Origin of the sequence: Vibrio sp. 661, assembly GCF_033339315.1 — a bacterium.
GTDB lineage: Bacteria > Pseudomonadota > Gammaproteobacteria > Enterobacterales > Vibrionaceae > Vibrio > Vibrio alginolyticus.
The window spans coordinates 728,274-753,475 of sequence record NZ_JAWOUJ010000001.1 but is presented as its reverse complement, the minus strand read 5'-3'; the positions used below and the strand labels follow the sequence as shown (position 1 = coordinate 753,475).

Annotated in this window: 25 protein-coding genes and 1 pseudogene; 16 read left to right on the top strand and 10 right to left on the bottom strand. The window is 44.1% G+C overall.

The window, feature by feature from the left end:
- The first annotated feature begins 51 nt into the window (after positions 1 to 51).
- The 3 genes and pseudogenes from R7P69_RS03400 (at position 52) to trpB (ending at position 2,551) form a co-directional block, all read left to right on the top strand.
- Entirely contained in the window at positions 52 to 264 is a 213-nt protein-coding gene (locus R7P69_RS03400) for a cold-shock protein (RefSeq protein ID WP_005375644.1), read from the top strand.
- A gap of 357 nt (positions 265 to 621) precedes the next feature.
- Positions 622 to 928 (top strand): annotated as a pseudogene (locus tag R7P69_RS03395) (S1 RNA-binding domain-containing protein); the annotation flags it as partial.
- 399 nt (positions 929 to 1,327) lie between these two features.
- A complete protein-coding gene (trpB, locus tag R7P69_RS03390) occupies positions 1,328 to 2,551 on the top strand; it encodes a tryptophan synthase subunit beta (protein WP_005375643.1) in 1,224 nt (407 codons plus the stop codon).
- Positions 2,552 to 2,682: 131 nt separating this feature from the next.
- Here the strand turns inward: trpB and R7P69_RS03385 are convergent, their stop codons facing one another.
- Positions 2,683 to 4,140 (bottom strand): DUF3360 domain-containing protein, encoded by a 1,458-nt coding sequence (locus tag R7P69_RS03385; protein ID WP_005375642.1) that lies wholly within the window; start codon positions 4,138 to 4,140, stop codon positions 2,683 to 2,685.
- A 418-nt stretch (positions 4,141 to 4,558) separates the two neighbouring features.
- Here R7P69_RS03385 and R7P69_RS03380 point away from each other — a divergent pair, with 418 nt between their 5' ends.
- Entirely contained in the window at positions 4,559 to 4,975 is a 417-nt protein-coding gene (locus R7P69_RS03380) for a VF530 family DNA-binding protein (RefSeq protein ID WP_005375544.1), read from the top strand.
- A gap of 151 nt (positions 4,976 to 5,126) precedes the next feature.
- On the opposite strand, the gene R7P69_RS03375 is transcribed toward R7P69_RS03380, so the two are convergent.
- Complete coding sequence (locus R7P69_RS03375) at positions 5,127 to 6,377, bottom strand: DEAD/DEAH box helicase (RefSeq protein WP_053350636.1); 1,251 nt, start codon at positions 6,375 to 6,377, stop codon at positions 5,127 to 5,129.
- Between the two features lie 576 nt (positions 6,378 to 6,953).
- Between R7P69_RS03375 and R7P69_RS03370 the strand changes: the two genes are divergently transcribed.
- Together R7P69_RS03370 and yidZ are read left to right on the top strand one after the other, a co-directional pair.
- Positions 6,954 to 8,159 carry an MFS transporter gene (locus tag R7P69_RS03370; protein WP_238952554.1) on the top strand — a complete coding sequence of 402 codons (1,206 nt, stop codon included), beginning with the start codon at positions 6,954 to 6,956 and terminating at the stop codon, positions 8,157 to 8,159.
- Complete coding sequence (yidZ, locus tag R7P69_RS03365) at positions 8,134 to 9,090, top strand: HTH-type transcriptional regulator YidZ (RefSeq protein WP_033907131.1); 957 nt, start codon at positions 8,134 to 8,136, stop codon at positions 9,088 to 9,090. Before R7P69_RS03370 ends, yidZ begins: the two co-directional genes overlap by 26 nt.
- Positions 9,091 to 9,341: 251 nt before the next feature.
- Here yidZ and R7P69_RS03360 read toward each other — a convergent pair whose 3' ends face one another.
- A complete protein-coding gene (locus R7P69_RS03360; RefSeq protein WP_005375556.1) occupies positions 9,342 to 9,587 on the bottom strand; it encodes a hypothetical protein in 246 nt (81 codons plus the stop codon).
- A gap of 40 nt (positions 9,588 to 9,627) precedes the next feature.
- Positions 9,628 to 9,843, bottom strand: a complete 216-nt coding sequence (locus R7P69_RS03355; protein ID WP_005375557.1) for a DUF3820 family protein — start codon at positions 9,841 to 9,843, stop codon at positions 9,628 to 9,630.
- A 143-nt stretch (positions 9,844 to 9,986) separates the two neighbouring features.
- Between R7P69_RS03355 and R7P69_RS03350 the strand changes: the two genes are divergently transcribed.
- Entirely contained in the window at positions 9,987 to 10,295 is a 309-nt protein-coding gene (locus R7P69_RS03350) for a cysteine-rich CWC family protein (RefSeq protein WP_080276966.1), read from the top strand.
- A 38-nt stretch (positions 10,296 to 10,333) separates the two neighbouring features.
- On the opposite strand, the gene R7P69_RS03345 is transcribed toward R7P69_RS03350, so the two are convergent.
- Entirely contained in the window at positions 10,334 to 10,678 is a 345-nt protein-coding gene (locus R7P69_RS03345; RefSeq protein ID WP_005375560.1) for a HopJ type III effector protein, read from the bottom strand.
- Positions 10,679 to 10,877: 199 nt separating this feature from the next.
- Here R7P69_RS03345 and R7P69_RS03340 point away from each other — a divergent pair, with 199 nt between their 5' ends.
- A complete protein-coding gene (locus tag R7P69_RS03340; protein ID WP_238952553.1) occupies positions 10,878 to 12,647 on the top strand; it encodes a choice-of-anchor I family protein in 1,770 nt (589 codons plus the stop codon).
- A gap of 70 nt (positions 12,648 to 12,717) precedes the next feature.
- Here R7P69_RS03340 and R7P69_RS03335 read toward each other — a convergent pair whose 3' ends face one another.
- On the bottom strand, positions 12,718 to 13,056 hold the full coding sequence (locus R7P69_RS03335; protein ID WP_053303750.1) for a 4a-hydroxytetrahydrobiopterin dehydratase: 339 nt from the start codon (positions 13,054 to 13,056) through the stop codon (positions 12,718 to 12,720).
- On the bottom strand, positions 13,046 to 13,840 hold the full coding sequence (phhA, locus tag R7P69_RS03330) for a phenylalanine 4-monooxygenase (RefSeq protein WP_238952552.1): 795 nt from the start codon (positions 13,838 to 13,840) through the stop codon (positions 13,046 to 13,048). Before phhA ends, R7P69_RS03335 begins: the two co-directional genes overlap by 11 nt.
- 222 nt (positions 13,841 to 14,062) lie before the next feature.
- Here phhA and R7P69_RS03325 point away from each other — a divergent pair, with 222 nt between their 5' ends.
- The gene (locus tag R7P69_RS03325) at positions 14,063 to 16,036 is read left to right on the top strand and encodes an acetoacetate--CoA ligase (RefSeq protein WP_238952551.1); all 1,974 of its coding nucleotides are present in this window, start codon (positions 14,063 to 14,065) and stop codon (positions 16,034 to 16,036) included.
- A gap of 149 nt (positions 16,037 to 16,185) precedes the next feature.
- On the opposite strand, the gene R7P69_RS03320 is transcribed toward R7P69_RS03325, so the two are convergent.
- Positions 16,186 to 16,761 (bottom strand): class I SAM-dependent DNA methyltransferase, encoded by a 576-nt coding sequence (locus R7P69_RS03320; protein WP_005375567.1) that lies wholly within the window; start codon positions 16,759 to 16,761, stop codon positions 16,186 to 16,188.
- A gap of 171 nt (positions 16,762 to 16,932) precedes the next feature.
- Between R7P69_RS03320 and R7P69_RS03315 the strand changes: the two genes are divergently transcribed.
- Together R7P69_RS03315 and R7P69_RS03310 are read left to right on the top strand one after the other, a co-directional pair.
- Positions 16,933 to 17,811 carry a LysR family transcriptional regulator gene (locus tag R7P69_RS03315; RefSeq protein WP_053307827.1) on the top strand — a complete coding sequence of 293 codons (879 nt, stop codon included), beginning with the start codon at positions 16,933 to 16,935 and terminating at the stop codon, positions 17,809 to 17,811.
- Positions 17,812 to 17,987: 176 nt separating this feature from the next.
- Positions 17,988 to 18,881 carry a cation diffusion facilitator family transporter gene (locus R7P69_RS03310; protein ID WP_238952550.1) on the top strand — a complete coding sequence of 298 codons (894 nt, stop codon included), beginning with the start codon at positions 17,988 to 17,990 and terminating at the stop codon, positions 18,879 to 18,881.
- Between the two features lie 151 nt (positions 18,882 to 19,032).
- On the opposite strand, the gene yddG is transcribed toward R7P69_RS03310, so the two are convergent.
- The gene (gene yddG / locus R7P69_RS03305) at positions 19,033 to 19,935 is read right to left on the bottom strand and encodes an aromatic amino acid DMT transporter YddG (protein WP_053350622.1); all 903 of its coding nucleotides are present in this window, start codon (positions 19,933 to 19,935) and stop codon (positions 19,033 to 19,035) included.
- Positions 19,936 to 20,055: 120 nt separating this feature from the next.
- On the opposite strand from yddG, the gene R7P69_RS03300 reads away from it, so the two are divergent.
- From R7P69_RS03300 to R7P69_RS03280, 5 genes are all read left to right on the top strand, one after another.
- Positions 20,056 to 20,205 (top strand): hypothetical protein, encoded by a 150-nt coding sequence (locus tag R7P69_RS03300; protein WP_017634379.1) that lies wholly within the window; start codon positions 20,056 to 20,058, stop codon positions 20,203 to 20,205.
- A gap of 12 nt (positions 20,206 to 20,217) precedes the next feature.
- A complete protein-coding gene (elbB, locus tag R7P69_RS03295) occupies positions 20,218 to 20,868 on the top strand; it encodes an isoprenoid biosynthesis glyoxalase ElbB (protein WP_017634378.1) in 651 nt (216 codons plus the stop codon).
- Between the two features lie 333 nt (positions 20,869 to 21,201).
- On the top strand, positions 21,202 to 22,350 hold the full coding sequence (gene yiaY / locus R7P69_RS03290) for an L-threonine dehydrogenase (RefSeq protein WP_005388247.1): 1,149 nt from the start codon (positions 21,202 to 21,204) through the stop codon (positions 22,348 to 22,350).
- 149 nt (positions 22,351 to 22,499) lie between these two features.
- On the top strand, positions 22,500 to 23,576 hold the full coding sequence (locus tag R7P69_RS03285; protein WP_005375583.1) for a PQQ-dependent sugar dehydrogenase: 1,077 nt from the start codon (positions 22,500 to 22,502) through the stop codon (positions 23,574 to 23,576).
- A gap of 142 nt (positions 23,577 to 23,718) precedes the next feature.
- Positions 23,719 to 24,333: an HAD family hydrolase gene (locus R7P69_RS03280; RefSeq protein WP_005442617.1), complete on the top strand. Its 615-nt coding sequence runs from the start codon at positions 23,719 to 23,721 to the stop codon at positions 24,331 to 24,333.
- A 108-nt stretch (positions 24,334 to 24,441) separates the two neighbouring features.
- Here the strand turns inward: R7P69_RS03280 and R7P69_RS03275 are convergent, their stop codons facing one another.
- Positions 24,442 to 24,921, bottom strand: a complete 480-nt coding sequence (locus tag R7P69_RS03275) for a Dps family protein (RefSeq protein WP_005388254.1) — start codon at positions 24,919 to 24,921, stop codon at positions 24,442 to 24,444.
- Positions 24,922 to 25,202: the final 281 nt, after the last annotated feature.

The following is a 25,202-nucleotide window of genomic DNA, read 5'->3' as shown; positions in this document are numbered from 1 at the left end:
TGATATTAGCTAAAAATTCAATATTTAAAACAATCAAATATAGAGGTATCTATGTCTAATAAATTAACTGGTTCAGTAAAATGGTTCAACGAAACTAAAGGTTTTGGTTTTATTTCTCAAGACAATGGTGGTGATGACGTATTCGTTCACTTCCGTTCTATTGTTTCTGAAGGCTTCAAAACTCTTACTGAGGGCCAAAAAGTATCGTTCGTTGTTGAACAAGGTAACAAAGGTTTACAAGCTGCTGAAGTAACTGCACTGTAATTCTTTGTGTGGCATCAACGTTGTTGGTGCCACCATCCCCTTCCACTTATTACTGCCCTTACTATTCTCTATCTAAGTTTATATACCCAAATCACTTACCTCTCCCACACCATCATTAATTACTTTCAATAAAGTCACTTTGGTATACATCTTTAGGTAATCACACAGCCTACCTTGCAATTCCAGTTTGGCTAAATTAATCTCATTTATATCTGAATCACTTCGCCTCATGCTTTGCTCATAAAAATAAAGTTTATAAAATAAAAGCGATTGGCGAATATAAGAGAAAAAATGAAATTAAATATATCTGCTCAATCAATAAATTCTAATAACTACGAGCACATAATCCCTAGCTAAGAGGTTGAGTCAGCACTGAAATGTCATTACATGAAGCCATTTATCGGACAACACTTCATAGGAACAGCGTCTGGAGTCACATACTTCGCGGGATTTGTTGAGTTAGAGGAACCGAATCGAAGGTCTCATTCCTTTATCAAGTTTCCAAAATGGTGAGTTCGAATTTGATGTAGTCAAACAAAAAATTTCCAGCCAGAGCGCCACGTTTACTTTAGGGACCAAAGTGCACGTGTTGGTTAAAGACGCCGATTCGAGACAAAGAAAGATCATGTTCAACTTAAAAGACGCGGAACACTCGGTAGGTTAGCCTGTTTTAGGTTACTTTCTAATCCATTAATCAAAAATAAAAAATAAGCTTTTAATACCGCAATTAACTTGTGACATTTCGCTGACATCGACTCATTCTAAAACCCTAACATCTGACAAAGGAAACGAATCTAATTTTTGTTTCCAGACACCATCGCAGAGTGTATTTCCAGCACTCTGTTTGCCTCGAGAGGTTCTTATGACAGCCTAGGATCTCTCGAGGCTTTTTTGCACCTATTCAAACCACCTGATTCTACATCCCAACTATTATCCCCTACCCAAGCTGTACTTTTTAACTAGTTCACTAGATCGACAATTGTTATTTAAGCAACTGATCACACAACCTCTTCCAAATTTTGGGTATAAAGTATCAATACTTTCGTTAACTAGGATGTAAATAATGAAAAACTCGTTTGATCTCACTATGCCCAACGAAGAAGGATACTTTGGTGAATACGGTGGTAGCTTTGTTCCACCTGAGCTTGAACAAATCATGCATGACATCAACGCAGCTTATGAGGAATGCAGCAAAGATCCTGAATTTAAAGCGGAACTCGCTCGCCTATATAAGCACTTTGTTGGACGACCTAGCCCAATCTTCCATGCGGAAAACTTGTCTAAAAAATACGGAGCAGACATCTACCTAAAGCGCGAAGACTTAAACCATACAGGCGCACATAAAATTAACCACTGCTTAGGGGAAGCCATTCTCGCTAAAAAGATGGGTAAGAAGAAACTGATTGCTGAAACTGGCGCAGGGCAACACGGTGTTGCGCTTGCTACAGCCGCGGCATTGGTTGGCTTGAAATGCGATATTTACATGGGTGAAGTTGATATCGCCAAAGAGCATCCGAATGTCGTCCGCATGAGAATCCTTGGTGCTAATGTCATTCCTGCCACTCATGGGCGCAAAACCCTCAAAGAAGCGGTAGATTCTGCATTCGAAGCTTATCTGAAAGATCCTGATACACAACTTTATGCGATAGGCTCTGTCGTTGGCCCTCACCCATTCCCTAAAATGGTACGAGATTTCCAATCAATTATCGGTAACGAAGCACGAGTTCAATTCAAAGAAATGACCGGCAAGTTACCCAATAATCTCGTCGCATGCGTTGGAGGTGGTTCTAACGCGATGGGGCTATTTACTGCTTTCTTAGAGGATGAACAAGTCGCCATTCACGGCGTTGAACCTGCGGGCCGCTCTTTGCAAAAGGTTGGCGAGCATGCTGCAACACTCACACTCGGTGAGCCAGGTATCATGCACGGATTTAAGTCTTACATGCTTAAAGATGCGCAAGGCGAACCTCAGGAAGTGTACTCTGTAGCAAGTGGCTTGGATTACCCATCGGTTGGGCCTCAGCATAGTTACTTAAAAGACATTGGCCGTGTCAATTACGGCTCAATCAGTGATGACGAAGCGATTGATGCCTTCTTTGAGCTGTCTCGTGAAGAGGGAATAATCCCTGCTATTGAATCCTCACACGCTGTCGCTTACGCAATTAAACTCGCACAGCAAGGAGAAACCGGCTCGATTTTGATCAACTTATCAGGCCGTGGTGACAAAGACATTGATTTTGTCGTTGAACACTACGGCGCAAAATACGGCATTGAATCACTCATATAGCCTAACTCCGTAGCCTAACCCTACATGCAAAAAGCTACCTGGTACTAGGTAGCTTTTTGTTTTTGTCTACTATTTTAAGAAGCAAGTCCCTTTACTCACTGCTCTCACTATACCTTTAGAGCATAATTCGATTAACCGATAAGAGCTGGAATGCCTGGAAGCTGACCAACAATAGCAAGGGAGCCTGCACAAACGATAAACGCAGTGCCAGGAATCAGATATTTATCTTTGCGCGATAGTTCGTTAGCACGCTCATGGTCGCCGATAAGCCCGAGGTTATCCAACAGCATCGTGATTGCCCAACCGAAGACTGGATTAACGAATGCACAGGCAAAAATACAGATACCTGCACTGAGTGAATCTTTATGCTTATGGATCATCTGCATACCCGCTTCAAGGAGTGGTAAGAATACACCCACAATCAAAGCAACGCGCAGAACAGGTTCCCACATTGCTAGATCCATTGGGTAGCCAATTACCGCCGCCGCAATACACATGAAACCCGTCAACAGAGCGCCACCTGGAATAGGACGCTTGGCAATTGCGGCAGGAATCATGTACGTTCCCCAAGAAGAAGCTAGGTTTCCGCCCCCTAAGAGTGAACCAACCCCCTGACGAACAGATGCTCCGACCATCGTGTCGTCGACATCCATGAGTACACCTTTCGCTTCTTTTGGGTAGTTAAGTTCTTGAAACACACGATGGCCGAGATAATCAGGGGACCACATAGCGACTGCCAGTAGAGCAAATGGAGTCACGGCAATAAAGTGCTCTAGGGTTGGCCAGCCTAGCTGCCAGCCTGTATCTTCACCCCACCAGTAGAATGGACTGAAATTAGGCAGGCCCGGTTCTGTGGTAAAGGCAAACTCAGCGCCCATCAAATAAGCAACAATACCCGCGAGTGCAGAGCACAATGGGATAGCGAGCCAACGTTTATTGATCTTGGCTAAGTAAGCGTAAACCATAACGGTTAGGCCTATGACCACAAACGAAATGTAACCTTGGTCCGTACTTGCAGCCCACGCTTCCGTCTTATTAATTTGCCCGAGCAACCCAACGGCACCAAGGTAGATCAACAACCCTCCTCGAACCCCGATACCAGTCAGAGTCATGAGTTTAGAGCCACCTTTGGTTAAGGCGAGAATTAACCCAAAAACACATACCATCAAACCTAGCGCGAGAGGGTGCCCTCCTGCAGCTGCAATCATAGGAATCAGCGGTATCATTGGGCCATGGGTTCCCGCTAAGTTTGCATTCGGGTTTAGGATGGCAGAAAACAGGATGACGAACAGGGCTCCAGCGATAAGTAATTCGTAACGCACGTTTTCTGCAATGAATTCCGGAGATAAACCAAACTGAGCAGCAAAAGCGGAAACCATGGCAGTGACCATAACCACTTTACCAATGGTTGCTGCTAATGCCGGTACCCAGTCTTCGATTTCAATACTGTAATCACGTGAGGGCAAATGAATTCCCCAGCGACGGAAACTCATGACGGTTAAATCATGATTTAGAAAGTCTTCTCGGTTTTCAAATTCATGCGGTTTTTTGCGCACATCCCTGTAAAAAGTCTTACTTTTGTCAGACATTGAGTCATCCTTTTATGTTTCAACGTTGAACTACGTCAACTAGAGTTTCGCTTGGTAGACAGGCCTTCGACCAATACGAGACAACACCCACATCAAACTTCTAGGCCATACTAAGAAAGCGGCATGAACCAATTTTGATTTTGAGCTTATTAAGCATGTGTTGCTATGGGTAGGAATATTAGACATTAGTAAAAGAACAACAAAAATCTCACTTATTACACAATAATTTAACATCGAGCTGGGACGCTTGAACTTTTAAGAGTCATTTTTGAGCAGAGAGCCAAGTAGAGCGGCCAATTCCGATTTATACTTTCAAGGTAGAGAGCACTGTGCTCGCATCCATCGCAAAGTAACTATCGATATCTCTACATTGTATACTTTGTTAAACTCCGCCCTTTAATGAGTAAGGCCCTTAAAAATGATGACTGACGAAGAGAGAATCGAGCTGCAACAGAACAATCCACTGCACGGATTAAAGCTAGAGACTATGTTGCAAGAGTTAGTGGATTTTTACGGCTGGGACATTCTAGATACAGCAATGCGTTTTAATTGCTTTAACACTAAGCCTTCGATTGCAAGTAGCGTGAAGTATTTAAAGAAAACCGAATGGGCGAGAGAAAAATTAGAAAACTTTTACCTTTATCGCTTTAAGCGCATGCCACGCGCGAGCGAAGAAGAATACAACTTACCACCAAGAGCTCGTACCTTCCCTCATGGCCTTGAACCTAAAGAGCCAATGCCGCTAACCGTTGACTCTATTCTTAAGTCACAAGCCAAAGCAGCGTCTGCATTTAAAAAGCGTTCACCTCGCGGACGCCCTGCTCGTCGCCAATAACACTATCTTGAAAAGCAATAGAGCCCTACTGGTAGCTCCAGCAGGGCTCTATTGTTCTTTAAAGGAATGGCTAGAAGCGAAGACTCAAGCTAGTGAGCATTCCTTTTCTCTAACAACTCCCGTAAGTAAACTCACATGTAGTTTACGTTTTCTATTGATTACGCTTTTTCTTCTTTTTACCCGTACCTGCCGGCTTCGCTCGCGGCTTCATTGGTAAAAAGTAGGCTTCACTCTGATCGTCTTCCACTTCAAAACCGACTACCTGCTCGCGTTCAAGTTGGAACTTATTTTTCTTTTCTATCACTTTGAAATGGTGGTAGTCGTCGTAATCGATAAGAGATAACCCTAAACCTACTTCACCAGCACGACCACTACGACCGATTCGATGCATATAATCAGCAGGGCTACGCGGAAGATCGAAGTTAATCACCACTGGAAGTTTTTCTATATCAAGGCCGCGTGCTGCGATATCGGTGGCAATAAGAACTTGAATCTCGCCAGACTTAAAACCGTCAAGGACACGAGTACGAGCGCCCTGCCCTTTATCACCATGGAAAACTTCAGCGGTAATACCGCGTTTTGACAACTTTTGAGCTAAATGATTACAGGCATTCTTAGCATTCACAAAAATCAAAGTCTGTCGCCACTGATGCTGTTTGATTAAGTGCGCGAGTACCGCCGTCTTCTCACCTTTATTTACACTAAACACGCGCTGCACCAAAGTGCTGGCTTCTGCGCTCTGCAACTGAACTTCAACAGGGTCGCGGAGCAACTGCTGAGCCAGCGTCGTGACTTTATCAGGGAAAGTTGCAGAAAATAACAGCGTCTGTTTCTTCTCTGGCAGTAACGCAAGAATCTTATTGAGTTCTTCGGTAAATCCGAGGCTCAACATTCGGTCGGCTTCGTCAAGGACGAGCGTTTCTACTTGGTTCAACTTAATCGCGTTACTGGATACCAGATCAAGTAATCGACCCGGCGTAGCTACGATAATGTCACAGCCACCGCGAAGCGCTAGCATTTGTGGGTTCACCGATACACCACCAAATACGGCAACCGTTTTGATCTTATCTCTAAGATGGTATGAGTAAGATTTGACGTTGTATGCCACCTGTGATGCCAACTCACGAGTTGGCACTAAAATCAGGTGAGAAACGAAGTTACCACGGCGATTGTTTGATCCGTCTTGCTGAACAATTTTTTGCAGGATTGGCAGCGAAAAAGCAGCGGTTTTACCAGAACCCGTATTGGCACCACCAATGATATCTTTCCCTTCAAGGATATCAGGAATAGCACGGGATTGAATAGGCGTCGGTTGGCTGTATTCCAACGCTTCTAGTCGCTCGACTAATGTTGGAATCAGGCCAAGATCGGCAAATGTCGCTTGCTGTGTTTTATCTGTCATTACGATGAGTGGCTCAGTGCTAGTAAAGGCCGTGTATCTTATGCTATTTCGCGTCTGGATGTTAGAAATAATGGCCCAAACAGAAGATTGGTGAAAGAAGCACTATAGGGTTCAGGAATTTCCTTTCACTAACATGAGTTAATGGTTTCGGTAACCAATACTCTACGACCAAGATGGTAGAGCTCACGACAAGCAAAGGGAAAAGGAGCCAGGCATTCTGACTCCTGTAAAACAAAACATATTGTATTTTGGGGAAAGAGATTACAAAGGCAGGCCACATCCGAATCAAAGGCTTAACCACACTATTTAAGCTCTGCGGTTTTGAGAACTTAATATAGCTTGAGAAAACTCCAGGTCACTAATGTCCATCGTTGTCTATTTAACTAATGTAGTGGACTCGGTTGTATAGATTACTTTCTCCCAATACCACGGTTCTTCTTAGGGCAAATTTGACTGCTATAGCCACAATCGTTACTGATGTCGTATATGGAAATACCTGTTGTCAGAAAGGTAACGCGCCAAGATGAGTAATGTTGCATATCATCCTCGTAAGCCCAATTCCTTCACGAGGTAGTAATGGAAAAAATTAATTTATCCCGATATCTGATATGTAGCTTCGCCTTTGTGTTGCTTTATCCTACGGCAATAGATCTCTACTTGGTTGCTTTACCACAAATCGCCCATGACCTGTCTGCCAGCGAATCACAACTTCATATTGCTTTTTCTATTTACCTCGCTGGTCTAGCATCGACTATGGTTTTTGTTGGGCGAACTGCTGATTGTTTAGGACGCAAACCTGTTGCCATTTGCGGTGCAGTGATTTTTACCCTTGCATCAATGTTCTCGGGCTCTGCTGAGACCAGTAATAGCTTCCTAATAATGCGCTTTTTCCAAGGCGTAGGTGCCGCATGTTGCTATGTAGTGGCCTTTGCCATTTTGCGTGACACTCTAGGGGACCCAGAGCGAGCTAAGGTTCTATCGATGCTCAATGGAATTATCTGCTCTATTCCAGTACTTGCCCCCGTGATCGGCAATCTGATTATGATCAAGTTTCCGTGGCCCGTGTTATTCACTGCCATGGCGATAATGGGTGTTGTGATAGGTTTAATTGCTTGCTTTGTCTTAAAAGAAACCTTGCCTAAAACCAAGCGCACAACTTTAAATGTGAGTGAAGCTTCGGACGAATCACTATCTAACCGCTTTTTCATATCGCGCGTTATTTATACATCTTTAGGCGTCACAGCTATTCTCTCTTATGTAAATACGTCACCAATGATAATAATGGATTCAATTGGTTTTACTCGAGGCGAATATTCAACAACGATGGCACTACTCGCGATGGTAGGTATGACGACATCGTTTTCAGTTCCATTTGCTCTTTCTTGCTTCAAACAAACCACATTGATGTTCGCTGCACAAATGACCAATTTTCTGTCGGCTATCGTTATTCTCGCGGCTCACTTGAATAGCGATAGTCCGACACTTTATATGGTAGGATTCACTCTGCTCAGCATGAGTTTTCCAATGGGGTTTGGTGTGGCGATGAGCCAAGCGTTAAGCCAGTTCTCACGCAAAGCTGGACTTGCAAGCTCTATGCTTGGCATAGGTCAGGTTTCTTGGTCTGCACTTTACATTTGGTTGATGGCGACGCTAGGTGTGTCGGCCGTGATGATGTTAATGATAGCGTTGGTTGCTAGTGGCGTTATTGGACTCTCCGTAATATTATTATTTCCAAATCATAACGTTAGTGAGCCTCATGAAGAAATCTCTTGCCCGACTTGATCTTAATTTACTGCTCACTCTGCAATTGCTACTGCAAGAGCAGAGTGTTACTAAAACGGCGAAAAAACTTAATGTAACTCCCTCAACCGTGAGTAAGTCTCTAGGCAAACTACGCGCTTGGTTTGATGACCCGCTTTTTGTGAATACGCCGCAAGGCCTAAAACCAACAAATCTCGCGACAAACGTGCAAGTGCTTTTGTCAGACTGGATGCAGATCGGTAACCAGATTGTTTCACTCAGAGGTGATGATGTTCCAAGCGGAGTTAAATTTCATCTTGGAGTAGAGTCGCCATTGTCACTCATCATGGTCGACGAACTGACCAAACGAATCCATGACTTTTACCCAGACTCAACGGTAAAGTACCATAACTGGGATGAGGACTCATTAGATGCCATCACTAGCGGTGAAGTGGATATTGGTTTTACTGGCCGCGAAAGCCATCCTCGCTCCAAAGAGTCGTTAGAACTGCTACCGTATTTCATTAACTTCGAAGTGTTGTTCTCAGATTTACCTATGGTGTATGTCCGCAAAGATCATCCTGCGCTCAAGCAAGAGTGGAATTTGGATACTTTCTTAAGCTATGCCCATATCAATGTAGCATGGGAGAAAAATGACAGTTGGGTGTTGGATGAGATCTTGGCTGAGCAGGGACACACTCGAAACGTTAGCCTAACGATGGCGAGTTTCGAGCAAGCTTTATTTGTTGCAGAAAAGCCCGACCATCAAATGTTAACCACAGCACCAAAATATTGTCAGCGATACTGCGAACAGCTTCACCCCAACTTAATAGCGTTGCCTATCCCCGTTGCTGAAGATTATCAGCACAAGCTACTGATTCCATTTACTATGATTTGGCACAAGCGCAATAACCAGAACCCTAAAATCGTGTGGTTGAGGGAGACGATAAAGAGCCTGTATGGCACAAGTTGAACAGTTAATGTTTAAGTACATTTAAAGTAAAGGAATAGACATTCTCCCCCTTTATGTTGTCAATAAGCGTAGGAGTGTGATCTTGCCTTCTATTAGATTAAATACTTGAAAATCTTGAACTCTATTATCCACTTCGAAATTGATTTCAGCTCATTTGGGGACAAAAAAGAGTCAGCCTAACGGTCTGGCTCTTTTGAATGAAAAAATAGTCTGGTGGAAGAACTTGTAAGGCTGTGGCAGGTTACACTCACTTACTCCTTAGGCAGGTGACCAGTTTCCTTCGCAAGCTTTTGCATCGCCTCGGCAAACGTTGTTGTCCCGCCTTTAGCTTTAACCTGTATTACCTTATATCCCAACTTTTCCAACGCTTGGCGCTCTGCCAAAACAGCTTTGTCATTGTGTTGGCTACCTTGAGCTGGCTGATGAATGTAGCATCCCTCTAGTTTACCATCTTCGACCAATTGGTGATGTTTCAGTGCATCGATATCAAAATTCATAATAAGTCTTTTCATTAAGAGTGGGAGTTTCTGTGGCTAGTTACATACGCTTCAAAGGCTTCACGACACTATCTAAGCCTTCAATTTTGAGCGCTAAACATAGCTTGAGCAAATCCCCTAGCTCGCCGCTTGGCCAGCCCTTTTTATCAAACCACAGTAAGTATTCTTCAGGCAGGTCGATTAACACTCGCCCTGCATATTTCCCAAATGGCATTTGCATTCTAGCGAGTTTAATGAGGTTTTCTTTTTCTAACATAAGTGACAGAGAGTTAAGGTAACTCGTGCAAGGGTAACACTGGTTCTCCCTCCTCACCAGCAAATCGCAGTCACGTTTATTTTGGCGGCCTTGACTCGCTTTGTGCTAGAGTACGCGGCATAAAAAATGAGAACGAGAAAGCAATGAAGTCACCTTGTCGAGCAGCATGTAAAAATAACGCCGGAATATGCTCTGGTTGTCACCGGACGATGGATGAAATCATCCAATGGAAAGACAAAACCGATCTCCAACGAGATGCGATTATCGAACAAATCGCAGGAGAAGATTCAACGCACAGTTGTCCTGAGTGCGGGACTCAAGCCCATTGTGATATCGCCGCAGGCAAAGAGACATGCTGGTGCTTTACTATTGAAACCCGTGATTTACCCAAGCCAAGCGCCAACCAGCTGTGTTTGTGCCGAAAATGTCTAGAAAAAAAGCCAGTCGCGTAATACGACTGGCTTACTGATCATCGTTTTCTGACTGGTGTTTATTTAGCGGTTAAAGCGGACGCTTCAAACTTAATGCCTTCCCACCCTGTCACCATAAAATTACGAATATTCTGGTGATCGCTGTTCTCTGGATGCTGCAATACATCTTCACGATAAAAACGGCCAAAGCAGGCTAGCGTCGCTTCTTTGTCTAGGTTGTTTAGCAAACCGAAAGCGAAGATCTTACACGAACCGTTGTTCTCGCCTGCATTGTTTTGTGTCTCACCATTTACAAAAGCGGTTGGCTCAAACGTATAGTTATCTTCGATCACCGCCATCGTTGCTTCAAATTCGACCTGCTCTGGTGACGCTGCCAATAAATCTAAAAACGATTTTAATTCCATTATTCCTCTATCCCTACTTCATCATATTGATGACACATTAGTTTCATAAAAAGCCAATATAAGAGTCATCAATCATACATATATTCAGAGCCTTACCAAATCACACGTCATTCAGCGCTCTATCATTCCAGTTGCGGAAATGGACAGCAGCATAAAACCCATGCTGATTGACAACCTATCGGATTGATAAGGAGATATCATGATCACCCCTTTAAAGGCAATCGGTGCACTCGCATTGTCATCACTTGCCATCGCGTGTTCATCACAACCCGAAGATACCGTGGCTTCATTCGCTACACAATGCAAACCTACCACTGCGCCCGTTACTGGGGAAACTTCAATTCAAGGGTTAACGTTTATCGGGACATCCGTTGCTGATGCTCCATTCGATACATCGGCAGCTGAAATCGTGAGTTATGACGCCTGTACAGATAAGCTCTATGTGGTGAATGCTCAAGCAAAACGTATCGATGTACTTTCTATGGATGACAACGGCGTACCAACGCAAAGCGCATTCATTGATCTCAACAGCGCTGGCGAAGCAGCGGGCATTGAAATTGGCGCAGCAAACAGTGTCGCTGTATTCAATGGTTTGGTAGCTGTTGCGATTGAAAACAGTAATAAACAAGCGAATGGTATTGTTGGCTTGTACCGCTCCGGCGATTTGTCATTAGTCACGACTTTCCCAACAGGCGCATTGCCAGACATGGTTGGCTTCTCAAAAGATGGCCGATACATCGCAACCGCTAATGAAGGAGAACCAAACAGCGATTACAGCATTGACCCTGAAGGTAGTATCACTTTGATCGATCTGAGCCTTGGTGTTACTCAAGCAGAAGTAACACAAATTGGCTTTAACGAATTTGATGGTTCACGAAAAGCAGAGCTCCCAATGAATGTGCGTATTTCGGGGCCAAACGCCACCATCGCACAAGATCTAGAGCCTGAATACCTCACTTTTGCAGATAACGGTAAAATCTATGTCGCGCTACAAGAAAATAACGCCATGGCAATCGTCAATCCAGAGAGCAAATCGGTAGAAAAAATTGTTGGCTTAGGTGAGAAGTCTTGGTCGGGCGCTAAACTCGATGCATCCAACAAAGACAAAATCATTGGGAACTTGAAAAGCTACCCACAACTGGTTGGCTTATTTATGCCTGACACTATCGACAGCTACTCAGTGAATGGGAGTACTTACATCGTATCTGCAAATGAAGGCGACGGGCGTGAGTACGGATTCAAAACCACTCAAGAACTGTGCGACAAAGCTGGCTTTATGTGGGATGAAGACGATTACCTTGGTACAGATGAATACACATCTGAGCAAGGGAGCTGTTTAAGCCATATTGATGAAGTGCGCGGTAAGAAGCTGAAAGTAGCAGCAGAACACCCATTGGCAGAGGCACTAAAAGACAACAAACAACTCGCGCGTTTAAAAGTGATTAAGCCGGAACAAACGCTTTCTGCACAAGAGAATGTTCAATCATTTGGCGCGCGTTCATTCTCGATTTGGGATGAAAACGGCAAGTTGGTCTTCGATAGTGGTGACGATTTCGCGACTATCGCGCTGCTGAATGAAGGCAAGAACTTCAACAGCACCAACGATAACAATAATAGTGGCGATGACCGAAGTGATGATAAAGGTATTGAGCCAGAGGCGATTGAAGTAGCACAAATTAACGGTCGTCATTACGCGTTTATCGGCTTGGAGCGTCAAGGCGGTATCATGATTTATGACATCACAGACCCGAAACAAGCGCAGTTTATGCATTACGTAAGCCGCCGTGATTACAATCAGCCAGTATGTACAGAAGTCGAAGATGGCGAATGCATGAATGACACATACAATCCAAAAGCAGGCGATTTAGGTCCAGAGTCCATTAATTACTTTACCCGTAACGGTGGTCATTTTATCGTCGTTGGCAATGAGGTATCGGGCACGACATCCGTCTTCCGAATCAATCTATAAAGTAATGTAAAAGTCATTTAGAACCAAAACGCCCGACATAAGCCGGGCGTTTTTTGTATGAGGTAATGTCCTACTCTGCCGATGCTAGCGAGTCACACTTTGATGCGCAGATAAAATCGTTTTTATGCAGACCTTTGATAGAGTGACTCCACCACGTTACGGTAACCTTACCCCATTCCAACAAAATAGAAGGATGGTGGAACTCATCTTCTGCCAGTTCCGCGATTTTGTTACTGAAAGCCCATGCTTGTTTGAAGTTCTTAAATTTATACACCTTTTCTAGTTGAGGTATATCTTCTCTTTCAATGATCTGCCAATCAGACAATTGCAGAAGCAGAGACTGTTGCTCTTCTTTGCTTAGTGCAATGGCATCGATACTACAAGCTTCGCATTTTTGTTCATTCAACATGAGCAGGTTCCTTTGGTTCAAAAAGTGGAGGAAGCAGTCCAGCTTCAATCGCTAGATCGGCTTGTTTCAATAAATTTAACTGACTGATTTTAAAGAGCTGAGAAAAGTCATCAATCACGTAATACTTCGGTTGCATGATGTCGATACGATAAGGCGTTCTCAGCACTGTTTGTAATTCAAATGGGTCGCGAATTGCTACATCACTCTCTAATGCGTAGAGGGTTTCGCCAGGAGATGAAAGAATACCACCACCGTAAATTTTGGTTTTGTCCCCTTCTTTCACCAAGCCAAACTCTACGGTAAACCAGTAGAGGCGAGCGAGATAGGCTCTTTGTTTTGGGGTAGCGGCTTGCCCTAGTTGACCATAATGCTCGGTAAATGCAGCAAAGTCTGGGTTGGTTAACATCGCGCAATGACCAAATATTTCGTGGAAGAAATCTGGCTCCTGTAAGTAATCGAACTCATCTCTTGTACGCAAGAATGTGGCGACTGGAAAGCGCTTATTACCGAGTAGATTAAAAAATCGGTCGAAATCAATAAGCGCGGGAACGGGCTCCACTTGCCAACCTGTTGTCTCCATCAAGACACAATTAATTTCTGGTAACTGAGGAACGCGGTCTTGAGGTAAATCAAGCAGCGTCAAACCGTGTAAATAAGCCTCACAAGCTCTGTTTTGGATCACACCCATTTGTCGTGTTACCAAATCTCGCCAAATGGCGTCTTCTTCACGGCTCCATTCAACCCTGCCTTCCTGGTTTACGGGTTTAGAACGATACTGGGTCATGGCTCATCTCCATTAACAAATCCTTTACATTAAGCCTATCTGTAGTCTTAAGAGCTTCCAATCCCTGCGCGATTTTCTCAGCATTATCCTGATGTAACATATTGTTTACAATGCATCGTAACTGCATGATTTTTATGACACGATATAATATCTGGCTTGTTTGACTTTATCGTGTATTCCTCTCACACTAAAACCTGTTATCACTTTGTTATAGAGGGACCTATGCGCGAGAGCAGCAAAGTATGGCAACCGAGCGAAAGTCGTATCGAAGAAGCCAACATTACACAGTTTATTGAACACATTAATCGACAAGGAAATACCCTTGAAAGCTTCGCTGATCTGCATCAATGGTCACTCGATCATGTAGAAAAATTTTGGCAGGAAGTTTGGCTATTCTGCGACGTCATTGGCACTCAGGGAGAGACCATAAAAGAGCGAGCAGAAAGTCGCTGGCAGCAACCTGTTGAAAATAGAGATATAAAATGGTTCCCAAACGCGCAAATTAACTACGCCGAAAATTTGCTAACCTACGCGTGTCACCAACCCGATGATCTCGCTATTTGGTTTGAAAATGAACGTGAAGAAAAACAGACCTACACCTGGAAACAATTGTGCGAAGAAGTTTCGAGTGTGCAGCAATGGTTGAAAGAATGTGGAATTAAGCAAGGTGATGTCGTCGCTGGTTATTTACCTCACCTACCTCAAACGGTGGTAGCCATGCTAGCAACCAGTAGTTTGGGGGCGACCTGGACTTCCACCTCACCTGATTTTGGCGTCGAAAGCGTTTTGGAACGCTTTGGTCAAGTGAAACCCAAAATCCTGTTTACTTGTGATGGCTATACATTCAATGGCAAAACTTTCGATATGTCTGAGAAAAACCAGCATATTGCGGATCATCTTGATGGTCTTAAACAAGTTTGCCAAATTAGCTACCTTAAACCACACATTTTTGAATGCGATGTCTGCACTCAAGATTGGCAAAACGTCCTGAATCAATACACACCCGAAGCGCTGACTTTTACTCGTGTTAATTTTAACGATCCGCTATTCGTGCTCTATTCTTCAGGCACGACAGGCAAACCGAAATGCATCGTTCATTCCGTGGGCGGAACAGTGCTTAACCATTTGAAAGAGCATCAACTGCATTGCGACATCCAACCGAACGACAGAGTGTTTTATTACACGACCTGTGGCTGGATGATGTGGAACTGGCACGTTTCTTCACTCGCGAGCGGTGCATGTTTGGTGATTTTTGATGGTAGCCCTGTTTACCCCACTCATGATGTGCTCTGGGACCTCGCAGAACGAGCCGAAGTGACGCTGTTTGGAACCTCAGCAAAATACCTAGAGGCGCTGGAAAAAGCATCTTTTTCTCCGCAGAAAAGTGATGCATTTCCAAGTCTGAAAACCATTTGCTCAACGGGCTCTGTTCTGTATCCAGAACAGTTTGATTATGTCTATCAGCACATTAAAGAAGATGTACACCTCGCCTCGATTTCTGGCGGAACAGACATTTGTGGCTGCTTTGTATTAGGCAACCCTATTTCTCCCGTTTATCGGGGAGAGTGCCAATCAGCGGGGTTAGGGGTCGATGTCCGAGTCTTTAACCCACAAGGTAATAGCGTAATGGGAGAGCGCGGTGAGTTGGTTTGCGCCAATTCATTACCCAACTTCCCTGCTGGCTTTTGGAACGACACCGGTGAGAGATATAATCGCGCTTATTGGGATAAATTCGACAATATTTGGCACCACGGCGATGATGTTGAACAGACCAGCGTTGGGGGATACGTGTTTTATGGTCGAAGTGATACCACGTTGAATCCCGGTGGCGTAAGAATCGGCACGGCCGAAATCTATCAGCAAGTGAACTGTATAGACGGTATTCTAGATTCGATCGCAGTAGGAAAAGAAGTCGATCGCAACGAACAAATATGGCTGTTTGTCCAATTAGTCAAAGGGGAAGAGCTCAATGACGAGATGATCGCTTCCATCAAAGCACAGCTAAAGTCTGCATGTTCTCCAAGGCATGTACCTAGTGCAATTTACGCAATAAGCGATATACCTAAGACACGCTCAGGAAAGCTGGTCGAGTTAGCCGTTAAGCAAATCGTTAACAACCGAAGCGTCGAAAATTTAGGCGCAATAGCCAACCCTGAAGTGCTGGAGGAGATACGCAGGATAGTCGTCTCAAAATAACCTCCGAAGACTTAGTTGTTCGAGTATGTCCTTGCCTGCACCACGACGACTTGTTTAGAGCAAGTGAAGTTACATATACCCTCAGCAGATAAGAAAAAAGCGAGCTTGTTAGCTCGCTTTTGTCATTTTGTGTTCTTTATTCAGCGGTATTAGCGGCGACCAAGCCCCATTAATACCGACATTGTTTTACCGTCAGATACAATGTCAAAAACGTGTTGCGATTCAACTTCAGTAAAACCCGCTTCTTTCAGTGCACGCTCAGACTTCGCAAGGGTAAAACCGTCTTGTTCACATTCTGCAATCCAATCAAAATGAACAAAATAGCCGCCGTGGTTAAGTAGAGAATGCGAGATCGTTAATGACGCGTCTAAGTCTTCCACAAACGCTAAAACTGATGATGCAACCACCAAGTCGAACTGTCCACGAAACGCCGGATGCTGAGCGACCAAGCCGCGAGATAATGCATCTACCACAGGTTCTACGTTGACGAGCTCTTTTTTATCGAGTTCCTCAATCATGGCTTCCGATGCGTCTAATGCTACGATGTCTTTAACCATCGGTGACAATCGTTGACTTAACTGCCCTGTTCCGCATCCAAAATCTAGTACTTTAATGCCATCAAGCTGAGTTAGCTGTTGTAACTGCTCAAACACCGACTGCGCAAATTGCTCTGTTGCTGGATTTGATTCCCAGTTTTTTGCTAAGCCGTCCCAATCTTGTGCCATCGTGGCCTCCATGTTCACTTTTTGTAACCCACATAGATTACCGCAAAACCGCTAAAAGACCATAGACTTATCTGGCGGATTCGCGTTTTTTTCGATAATCTTTCATGGCTTTGGGAGCGCATCTGCATAATACCCAAATTATTTGAATTCATTTATTGGTTGTGTCAAATCATGAACTTAACTCAAGTAGAAGCCTTCTGCACCATCGCTGAGTGTGGTTCTGTTTCTGAAGCGGCAAGGCAACTCGACTGCAATCGCACCAAACTCAGTATGTCGATTAAGGCATTAGAGAAAGATCTCGACGTTGAATTGTTTAACCGAACTGGCAACCAGCTCACCCTCTCTGAAGCTGGGAAAGCCATTTACAAAGATTGCGAACACCTACTTATCATCGCACAACGGGTCAGAAAGACCTGCGCTCAAATCTCGGAAGGGTTTAACGCGGAAGTTTGGGTAGCACGTGACGACTCCTTACCTGATGATCTCTGGCAAGAATTATCTCATACATTGAATAACCGCTTTCCTTCAACAACCTTCAACTTAATCTTGGCATCCAGTGGCGACTTAGCCAACTTGGTCAGTACCCACCAAGTAGATTTTGCTTTCGGCGTTGATTATGAGCGAGTAGACGATCCTCGTATCGTATACAACCCGTTAGGCAAGATACGTATGATGTCAGTATGCAGTGTAGAACACCGCCTAAGTAAGATGCGCCGTGTCTCAGACGAAGATCTACGTAGTCAAATGCAAGCACTAATGGTGTACCTAAATGAGAAAGACAACCCTGAACTGCAACCTTTCTCGACTCGATATATTGGTTTTTCGAGTTTTGACTACATGCTGAACACCATCTTAGAAGAAGACGCTTGGGGCGTGCTTCCAGAACCATTAATCCGCCATTACCTTCGTCAGCAGAAGCTCGCCGTTATCAAACACACATACGGATTGACGCAAGAAGACTACTGTATGTTTTCACCTAACGGCCATGCTGAGCATCCTGCAATGACGTGGTTAGCAGATAAATTGAGCGAGTATTTATTTGACTTCTAAACATTTTATCAGTGAGCGTCAATTTTACTGACACCAAAAAACAACAGTAAGTCATTGTTTTATAAGAACATAAATAAAAACGCATTTTTTTAGATTAGTTACTGGTCACTTTGTGGTTGCCTAAATTACCTTATGAGCGAAGAATAGTAAGGTATTAAAATTCAAAGGCATCTTTTATGTGTGACAGGACAAGCAAAAACGAAAACCGTATTCTAACCATTTCAGCCCTTTTGGCATCTGGGTTCGCTGCTGGTGGTATGGTACTTGGCTTGCTTGTAGGCTCAATTGTCATCGTGTTTGACGGTGTTTACTCTTTGGTCAGCTTACTGTTAACTTTATTGTCACTGGCCGCTTCTTACTATATTAACAAGCCTTCAAAGTCTGTATTCCCATTTGGAAAAGCGGTCTTAGAACCAATCGTTATTGCGATAAAATCAGCCGTCATTTTAGTGGTTGTAAGCTTCTCTCTCTACTCTGCGATATCAGCATTGATGTCTGGAGGTCGTGAGGTCGATGCTTCTATTGCGACCTTATTCGGCGTTGTGAATGTTATCGGCTGTGGTTACGCTTGGTGGTTTATGGCGAAACGCAGCCGCCGCTTCTCATCAGGCTTGATTGAAGCGGAGAAAAAACAGTGGCAAATGGATACTCTGCTAAGTGTGGCGGTGACCGTAGGATTTATCTCGGCTTGGGCTGTTTCACTAACGCCATTCTCTGAGTATGCGGTATATGCCGACCCCATGATGATGGTTTTAATGGGCTTTTACTTCCTCAAAGTACCGTTCGATATGCTAGTAGGTGCCTTACGTGAACTACTAATGATGGCACCAAGCAAAGAGCTGTGTCAGAGCGTTGGCAAAGATGTTCTTGAGATTGAAAAAGTAACTGAGCATCAATTGAAACTGGCTGGCGTAACGAAGGTGGGCCAAGAGCTACGAGTAAATGTGGACGTACATATTGATGACGACACATTGGAGCTTGATACACTAGAGCACACTCGTAAGCAGCTTATCAAGCGACTGTCGAAGCACAGATTCAAGCTTCAACTACACTTGAACGTCGCTTATTAGAGTGCCACCAAAGAGCCGTTAAAACTCAATAAAAAGCTCCCAATCTCGGGAGCTTTTTTAATTTTTTCGATTTATTTGCTTCGTATTCGAATACAGCTCGCAAGGGAGATCTGTTCGTTGCTCACTTAAATTCTCTGATCTCGTTGGTAACTTACCCAGCCGCTTCGCGCTTCTCTTTGGTGACTAACCAACACATCAGCGAGCCCACCGTTACCATCACAACGCCCTGCCAAAAGCTATGGCTCAGAGTTACGCCAAGAATAATGGAAGAAAATAAAGCGGAAAAAATGGGCGTGAAGTAAGACAAGGTGGCGAGAAAAACCATATTGCCGCCAACGATCGCGATGTTCCATAAACCATAACCACCAGCCATTAAAGCCGCAGAAGCCACTAAGTACCCCATCGCTTCCCAACTGAATGTCATTGTTGGCTCATCCGTAAACGCATATTTGACCCAAAGCGAAACAGCAGTTGCAATGAAAAACAGGGTAATCGCATTATGTTTAGATTGCTGCCTTTGGGTTAAGTTGCAATAAAAAGCCCATATAACCGCGCCAGCGAAAGCCATAAAATACACCAGAGGGTTACTACTAACATTGGACATGATCTGAGTTATGGATAAGCCATTCTCACCGCTCACAGTCCAAGCAACCCCAACAAACGCCAGCGTAACTGCTGGATAAAGCAACCAGTTTGTTTTTTTATTACTGCCAAGGACCGCAAATAAAACCGTCAGTGCAGGCCAAAGGTAGTTGACAATCGACACCTCAATTGCCTGCGCGCGCGAGTTGGAATATCCCAAAGATAGAGCGAGAAATATTTCATAACAAACGAACATCGCACCACCAAGCACAAGATACTTGGGAGAAAAGTAAGACAACTTTGGAATACCGACCACGATAAGAAGGAAAACAGAGCTAAGAGAGTACAACATGGCTGCCCCGCCTACAGGACCTAAACTCTCCGTAACCAACCTCGCGATACCAAGCAGACAACTCCAAGAGAGAATCGCGATACAACCATAAAGTGTGAAACGAAATTGCACTGATTTCATGTGACCTACCACTCACGAATGCCAAAGGAAACGTCAGCTTAACTCAAAAATGATCAGGTTCAACGTACTGTTTTATAAAAATCAGTATAAAAATCATTCTATTAAGCCGTTGGAGTTGATATGAAACATTTTCTGCCCTCTAGTGTTATGCTTACACCCTTTGTTGTGCGCTACTATGATGAAGATGACAACGAGAGTGAAAACGTTAAAACACACTCGGAAACGCATGGTCTAGATAGCGAAGAGCAATCTAAGGAACGTTCAGAGTAAAGGAATCCAAACATGAAAAAAGTCGCAGTCATTTTAAGTGGTTCAGGCGTTTACGACGGTTCTGAGATCCACGAAGCAGTGTTGGCGCTCTACGCCATCGAGAAAGCAGGGGCAACTTGGCACTGCTTTGCACCTAACATTGACCAACTCCACGTCATCAATCACCTAACTGGTGACGAAATGGATGAAACACGTAACGTATTGATCGAATCAGCTCGTATTGCACGCGGAAATATTGACGATGTCGCCAAACTTAACGTCGATGAATACGATGCCCTACTGCTTCCAGGTGGGTTTGGTGCCGCGAAAAACTTAACCGACTTCGCTGTTTCGGGTGCGGAGTGCTCCATTAACACACACGTAGCTCAAGCTTGTCGCGCGTTTGCTAATGCGAAAAAACCAGCTGGCTATCTGTGTATTTCTCCTGTCATTATTCCGATGATTTATGAGCAAGGCGTGAAAGGAACGGTAGGCAACGATGAGGCAGTCTCAATAGCGTTTAATCAAATGGGCGGTGAACACACCACGTGCCCTGTCGAAGACATCGTTTTTGATGAAAAACACCTCGTACTTTCAACCCCTGCTTACATGTTGGCAGAGAATATCTCTCAAGCGGCTTCAGGTATCGAAAAGTTAGTATCAAAACTGATTAAAATAGCTTAATTATTAGTAGTTAGCTTATAAAACACTTCCCTATCCCCATTGATAATTAAGTTATTAATGGGGATTTTTTATACTTTAGTCGAATTTAGAGATATATCCGCGTCAGAAGTCAATTTCTGCCAATCGTTTGCGTCCATAGTTTCATATTTGTTCTACTTTATATCAGTGTTGCACTTATATGCAGTGCAACAAGATCACTGTCACAGTTTTTCTCTTGCAAGTACCTCTAAGTGGGTAAACTTGCTTTAGATCAACTTCAATCTGGAAACGAATGTGCGACAGTAAATGGCAAATTAAGAAAGATTATTAAAAATAACGACGGAGCTATCCAATATGACAAGTGCATTTTTTATCCCTACGGTAAACCTAATGGGCGCTGGTTGTTTGAAAGACGCAGCAGACAGCATCCAATCTCAAGGCTTTAAAAAAGGTTTGATCGTTACGGATAAGATCCTTAACCAAATCGGTGTAGTCAAACAAGTTCAAGACCTTCTCACTGAGCGCGATGTAGCAACCGTTGTGTTTGATGGCACTCAACCAAATCCAACTATCAGCAACGTTAACGACGGCTTAGCACTTCTTACTGATAACGAATGTGACTTCGTTATCTCTCTAGGCGGCGGTTCACCACACGACTGTGCGAAAGGTATCGCGCTTGTTGCTTCTAACGGCGGCAAAATCGCAGATTACGAAGGCGTAGACCAATCTGCAAAACCAATGATGCCACTTATCGCGATCAACACGACGGCGGGTACTGCATCTGAAATGACGCGTTTCTGCATCATCACTGACGAAGAGCGTCACATTAAGATGGCTATCGTTGATAAGCACACAACACCGCTTATCTCGGTAAACGATCCAGAGCTAATGCTCGCTAAACCTGCTTCGCTAACTGCGGCAACAGGTATGGATGCCCTAACTCACGCGATTGAAGCTTACGTATCTATCGCGGCAACACCAATCACTGATGCAGTAGCAATCAAAGCGATTGAGCTTATCCAAGCTTACCTACGCACAGCAGTGAAAAACGGTGAAGATCTAGAAGCTCGTGAACAAATGGCATACGCACAGTTCATGGCGGGTATGGCGTTCAACAACGCTTCTCTAGGTTACGTACACGCAATGGCACACCAGCTAGGTGGTTTCTACGACCTTCCACACGGTGTTTGTAACGCGATTCTTCTACCTCACGTACAGCGTTACAACGCGCAAGTATGTCCTGAGCGTCTACGTGACGTAGCAAAAGCAATGGGCGTAAACGTAGAAGGCATGTCTGCTGAAGAAGGTGCAGCGGCAGCAATCGACGCTATCGTTACTCTAGCGAAAGATGTGGGTATCCCAGCAGGTATTAAAGAGCTTGGTGCGAAACTAGAAGACATCCCAACACTAGCAGACAACGCACTGAAAGACGCTTGTGGTTTCACTAACCCTAAACAAGCAACTCACGAAGAAATCTCTAAGATCTTCGAAGAAGCGATGTAATCTCGCTACATAAACAATTCTCTAGCCTTAATTCAATCCCCGATCTCGTATCGGGGATTTTTTACATTCATATACAAGTGAATCTCTGCCAAACATAGTCTTTTAGTGTTAGCTTTTAAGTATTAACACGATTCATATTGGAAGGAACCATGAGAACGATTGCTGCTACCCTACTCGCTTGTTTATCCTTTTCTGCCAACACTGCCGAATACCGCGCCAACGAAGTGGCGAGTGGATTTCAGATCCCTTGGGGGATCGAGTTCTTAGATAATCAACGCGTTATCGTCAATCAAAAGAACGGTACGGTTTCGTTGCTGGATATCACCACAGGCAAACCTCAAAAGCTGTTTAACGTCCCCGATGTGAACACCAGTGGACAAGCCGGCTTATTGGATGTTGCGCTCGCACCGAATGCCGATACGCAAAACCCGCAACTCTTCTTTACCTACAGCAAGCGCACAAGTAAAGGCAATACGGTGGCGTTAGCGACGGCGCAATTGCAAAACAATCAACTTGTGGGTTGGAACGATCTCTTTGTTGCTGATGCCATCACCGACACGGGTCGCCACTACGGCAGTCGAATTTCATTTGTAGACGATAAAGTTTACTTCTCAATCGGTGACCGTGGCGAACGTGATAATGGGCAAGACAGTCAAACCCATGCTGGTAGTATTGTGCGCCTTAACCTTGATGGTTCGGTTCCGCAAGACAACCCATTCAAACCTTCCGAAGCTCGTCCTGAGATATGGAGTTACGGGCACCGCAACCCACAAGGTATGTTTTACGACGAAGCAACAAAACAGCTGTGGTCTATTGAACATGGACCACGCGGCGGCGATGAAATTAATCTAATCAAGAAAGGCGCGAACTACGGCTGGGCTAAAGTCTCTCATGGTAAAGAATATTGGGGGCCGTTGGACGTTGGGGAAGCTAAGTCGTTACCGGGAATGGAAGATCCCAAGCTGGTATACGTCCCTTCTATCGCGCCCAGTAATATGATTTTGTACCGTGGTGATAAATACCCAGAATTGGACGGAAAAATCCTCGCAGGCGCATTGAAACTGGCGCACATCAACGTGGTTTCTATTGATAATGGCAACCTTACCGAATCAAAAAGATTAATGGAGAATCTTGGTGAGCGAATAAGAGATATAACCATCAGCCCCGATGGTTATATCTATTTTTCTACCGACAGCGGCAAAATATTTCGTCTTGAGGAAAGGTAATCAAACACTAAAATCATTAAGACTATTTGATTTGTGACGTACTAGTGATTTATTTTCGTACAATCTAAGCAGAAGAATCTAAACTTAACAATAACCTTTTGTTTTTTAAAACGATAGTTCGGTTAAGTTGTACGAGGTCATTATGATTCCATTCCCTTTACAGCTCGATAAAATTAAAGCCGTGGTGTTTGATTTAGACAACACCTTGGTGAGTTCTGATATGAACTTCGGCGAATTGCGACAACAGCTAGGTTGTCCGCAGAGTGAAGATCTATTGGATTTTGTCGACGCACTTGAGCATCCTCACCATAGAGAGCACGCTCATAACGTGATATTTGATTACGAGATTTCTGATGCTGAGCAGTCTGCGCCAATGATTGGCTGCCATGAGTTGCTCGCCCACTTGCATCAAAATGAAATCAAAACCGCTATCGTGACGCGCAACTGCCAAATCGCCACGCAGCGCAAACTAGAACACAACCAAATCTCAGTGGAACGAGTCATCACTCGTGAATGCTTCCCGCCCAAGCCAGACCCTTTGTCTCTGCAGGTATTGGCAAAAGAGTGGCGTTTGATGCCTGATGAAGTGCTTTATGTCGGCGATTACCTTTACGACTTACAGGCCGCGTATAACGCGCAGATGCCCTCTTGCCTTGTGCACCATGGGAATCAAGAAACCTTCAATGACTCAGCCTCGTTGGCGCTTAATGAGCTCAGTGATTTATTGAGCCATTTCGAATCCTTACCACGCAAATAAAGCACACACAAAAAATACGCAAACAAAAAAAGGGGCACCAACGTGCCCCTTATGACTTATTCCCGATTGTTTCATGCGTTCCCAAGGATTGCTTGGGTGATGCGCTGCTTAGCCTTGTAGGTAAGCGTTAAGCATCCACATTAATTTTTCTTGCTCACGGATGTAGTCACCCATCAATGCCGCTGTACCTTCGTCATCTGCTTCACCCGCGTTTTGTAGAATCTCACGCTGTTTTAGAAGTAGAACGCTAAAGCCTTGAACCAGACCTTGTACACACTCCTCACCAGAAGTCGCGTTTTGATGTTCTTTAATTTCACTTGCTTCCAAGTAGTTGCTGAATGCGTGCGCTGGCGTATGCCCCAAAGTTAGAATACGCTCTGCAAGCTCATCGATTTTTGTTTGTAGATCAGTGTAGATCTCTTCAAATTTTACGTGCAGTTCGAAGAATTGCGCACCTTTAATGTTCCAGTGGTAACCGCGAGAGTTCATGTACAACACTTGGTAATGCGCTAGCAGTTGATTTAGCTGTTGAGCTAGTTGTGCTGATTGTTCGCTGTCTAGACCAATTAGGCTTACTTGTTTGTTCATAATCTTGCTCCTAGAAGGATGATACCAATCGTAGTAACGAACGATTCTCTTACCGGGATTGGTATAAAGTTTAAAAATTCTTTTGCAGTATTTGCTGCCGATGGAGTCATACTACGACTCCGGCTCGGTGAAGAGAATTTGGTTTTAACTATGATTTAAATAGCCAAATCCAATGAGCAAGCAGACGAATATCGGCGTATCATCCAACAAAAAGCCCCAACCCTTTTTGTGTCAAAAGAATTGGGGCTTTTTTACTATTTGGTTAACGTTCAAAAGTAGAT

Bases quoted from the DNA above. Each gene is read 5' to 3' on its own strand.
- R7P69_RS03280 (WP_005442617.1), top strand. From the start codon at position 23,719: ATGATTCCATTCCCTTTACAGCTCGATAAAATTAAAGCCGTGGTGTTT.
- R7P69_RS03325 (WP_238952551.1), top strand. From the start codon at position 14,063: ATGCGCGAGAGCAGCAAAGTATGGCAACCGAGCGAAAGTCGTATCGAA.
- R7P69_RS03285 (WP_005375583.1), top strand. From the start codon at position 22,500: ATGAGAACGATTGCTGCTACCCTACTCGCTTGTTTATCCTTTTCTGCC.
- R7P69_RS03345 (WP_005375560.1), bottom strand. From the start codon at position 10,678: ATGGAATTAAAATCGTTTTTAGATTTATTGGCAGCGTCACCAGAGCAG.
- R7P69_RS03310 (WP_238952550.1), top strand. From the start codon at position 17,988: ATGTGTGACAGGACAAGCAAAAACGAAAACCGTATTCTAACCATTTCA.
- R7P69_RS03320 (WP_005375567.1), bottom strand. From the start codon at position 16,761: ATGGCACAAGATTGGGACGGCTTAGCAAAAAACTGGGAATCAAATCCA.
- elbB (WP_017634378.1), top strand. From the start codon at position 20,218: ATGAAAAAAGTCGCAGTCATTTTAAGTGGTTCAGGCGTTTACGACGGT.
- yddG (WP_053350622.1), bottom strand. From the start codon at position 19,935: ATGAAATCAGTGCAATTTCGTTTCACACTTTATGGTTGTATCGCGATT.
- R7P69_RS03385 (WP_005375642.1), bottom strand. From the start codon at position 4,140: ATGTCTGACAAAAGTAAGACTTTTTACAGGGATGTGCGCAAAAAACCG.
- R7P69_RS03380 (WP_005375544.1), top strand. From the start codon at position 4,559: ATGATGACTGACGAAGAGAGAATCGAGCTGCAACAGAACAATCCACTG.
- R7P69_RS03340 (WP_238952553.1), top strand. From the start codon at position 10,878: ATGATCACCCCTTTAAAGGCAATCGGTGCACTCGCATTGTCATCACTT.
- yiaY (WP_005388247.1), top strand. From the start codon at position 21,202: ATGACAAGTGCATTTTTTATCCCTACGGTAAACCTAATGGGCGCTGGT.
- R7P69_RS03315 (WP_053307827.1), top strand. From the start codon at position 16,933: ATGAACTTAACTCAAGTAGAAGCCTTCTGCACCATCGCTGAGTGTGGT.
- R7P69_RS03275 (WP_005388254.1), bottom strand. From the start codon at position 24,921: ATGAACAAACAAGTAAGCCTAATTGGTCTAGACAGCGAACAATCAGCA.
- R7P69_RS03400 (WP_005375644.1), top strand. From the start codon at position 52: ATGTCTAATAAATTAACTGGTTCAGTAAAATGGTTCAACGAAACTAAA.
- R7P69_RS03355 (WP_005375557.1), bottom strand. From the start codon at position 9,843: ATGTTAGAAAAAGAAAACCTCATTAAACTCGCTAGAATGCAAATGCCA.
- R7P69_RS03300 (WP_017634379.1), top strand. From the start codon at position 20,056: ATGAAACATTTTCTGCCCTCTAGTGTTATGCTTACACCCTTTGTTGTG.
- R7P69_RS03375 (WP_053350636.1), bottom strand. From the start codon at position 6,377: ATGACAGATAAAACACAGCAAGCGACATTTGCCGATCTTGGCCTGATT.
- trpB (WP_005375643.1), top strand. From the start codon at position 1,328: ATGAAAAACTCGTTTGATCTCACTATGCCCAACGAAGAAGGATACTTT.
- yidZ (WP_033907131.1), top strand. From the start codon at position 8,134: ATGAAGAAATCTCTTGCCCGACTTGATCTTAATTTACTGCTCACTCTG.
- phhA (WP_238952552.1), bottom strand. From the start codon at position 13,840: ATGACCCAGTATCGTTCTAAACCCGTAAACCAGGAAGGCAGGGTTGAA.
- R7P69_RS03350 (WP_080276966.1), top strand. From the start codon at position 9,987: ATGAAGTCACCTTGTCGAGCAGCATGTAAAAATAACGCCGGAATATGC.
- R7P69_RS03370 (WP_238952554.1), top strand. From the start codon at position 6,954: ATGGAAAAAATTAATTTATCCCGATATCTGATATGTAGCTTCGCCTTT.
- R7P69_RS03360 (WP_005375556.1), bottom strand. From the start codon at position 9,587: ATGAATTTTGATATCGATGCACTGAAACATCACCAATTGGTCGAAGAT.
- R7P69_RS03335 (WP_053303750.1), bottom strand. From the start codon at position 13,056: ATGTTGAATGAACAAAAATGCGAAGCTTGTAGTATCGATGCCATTGCA.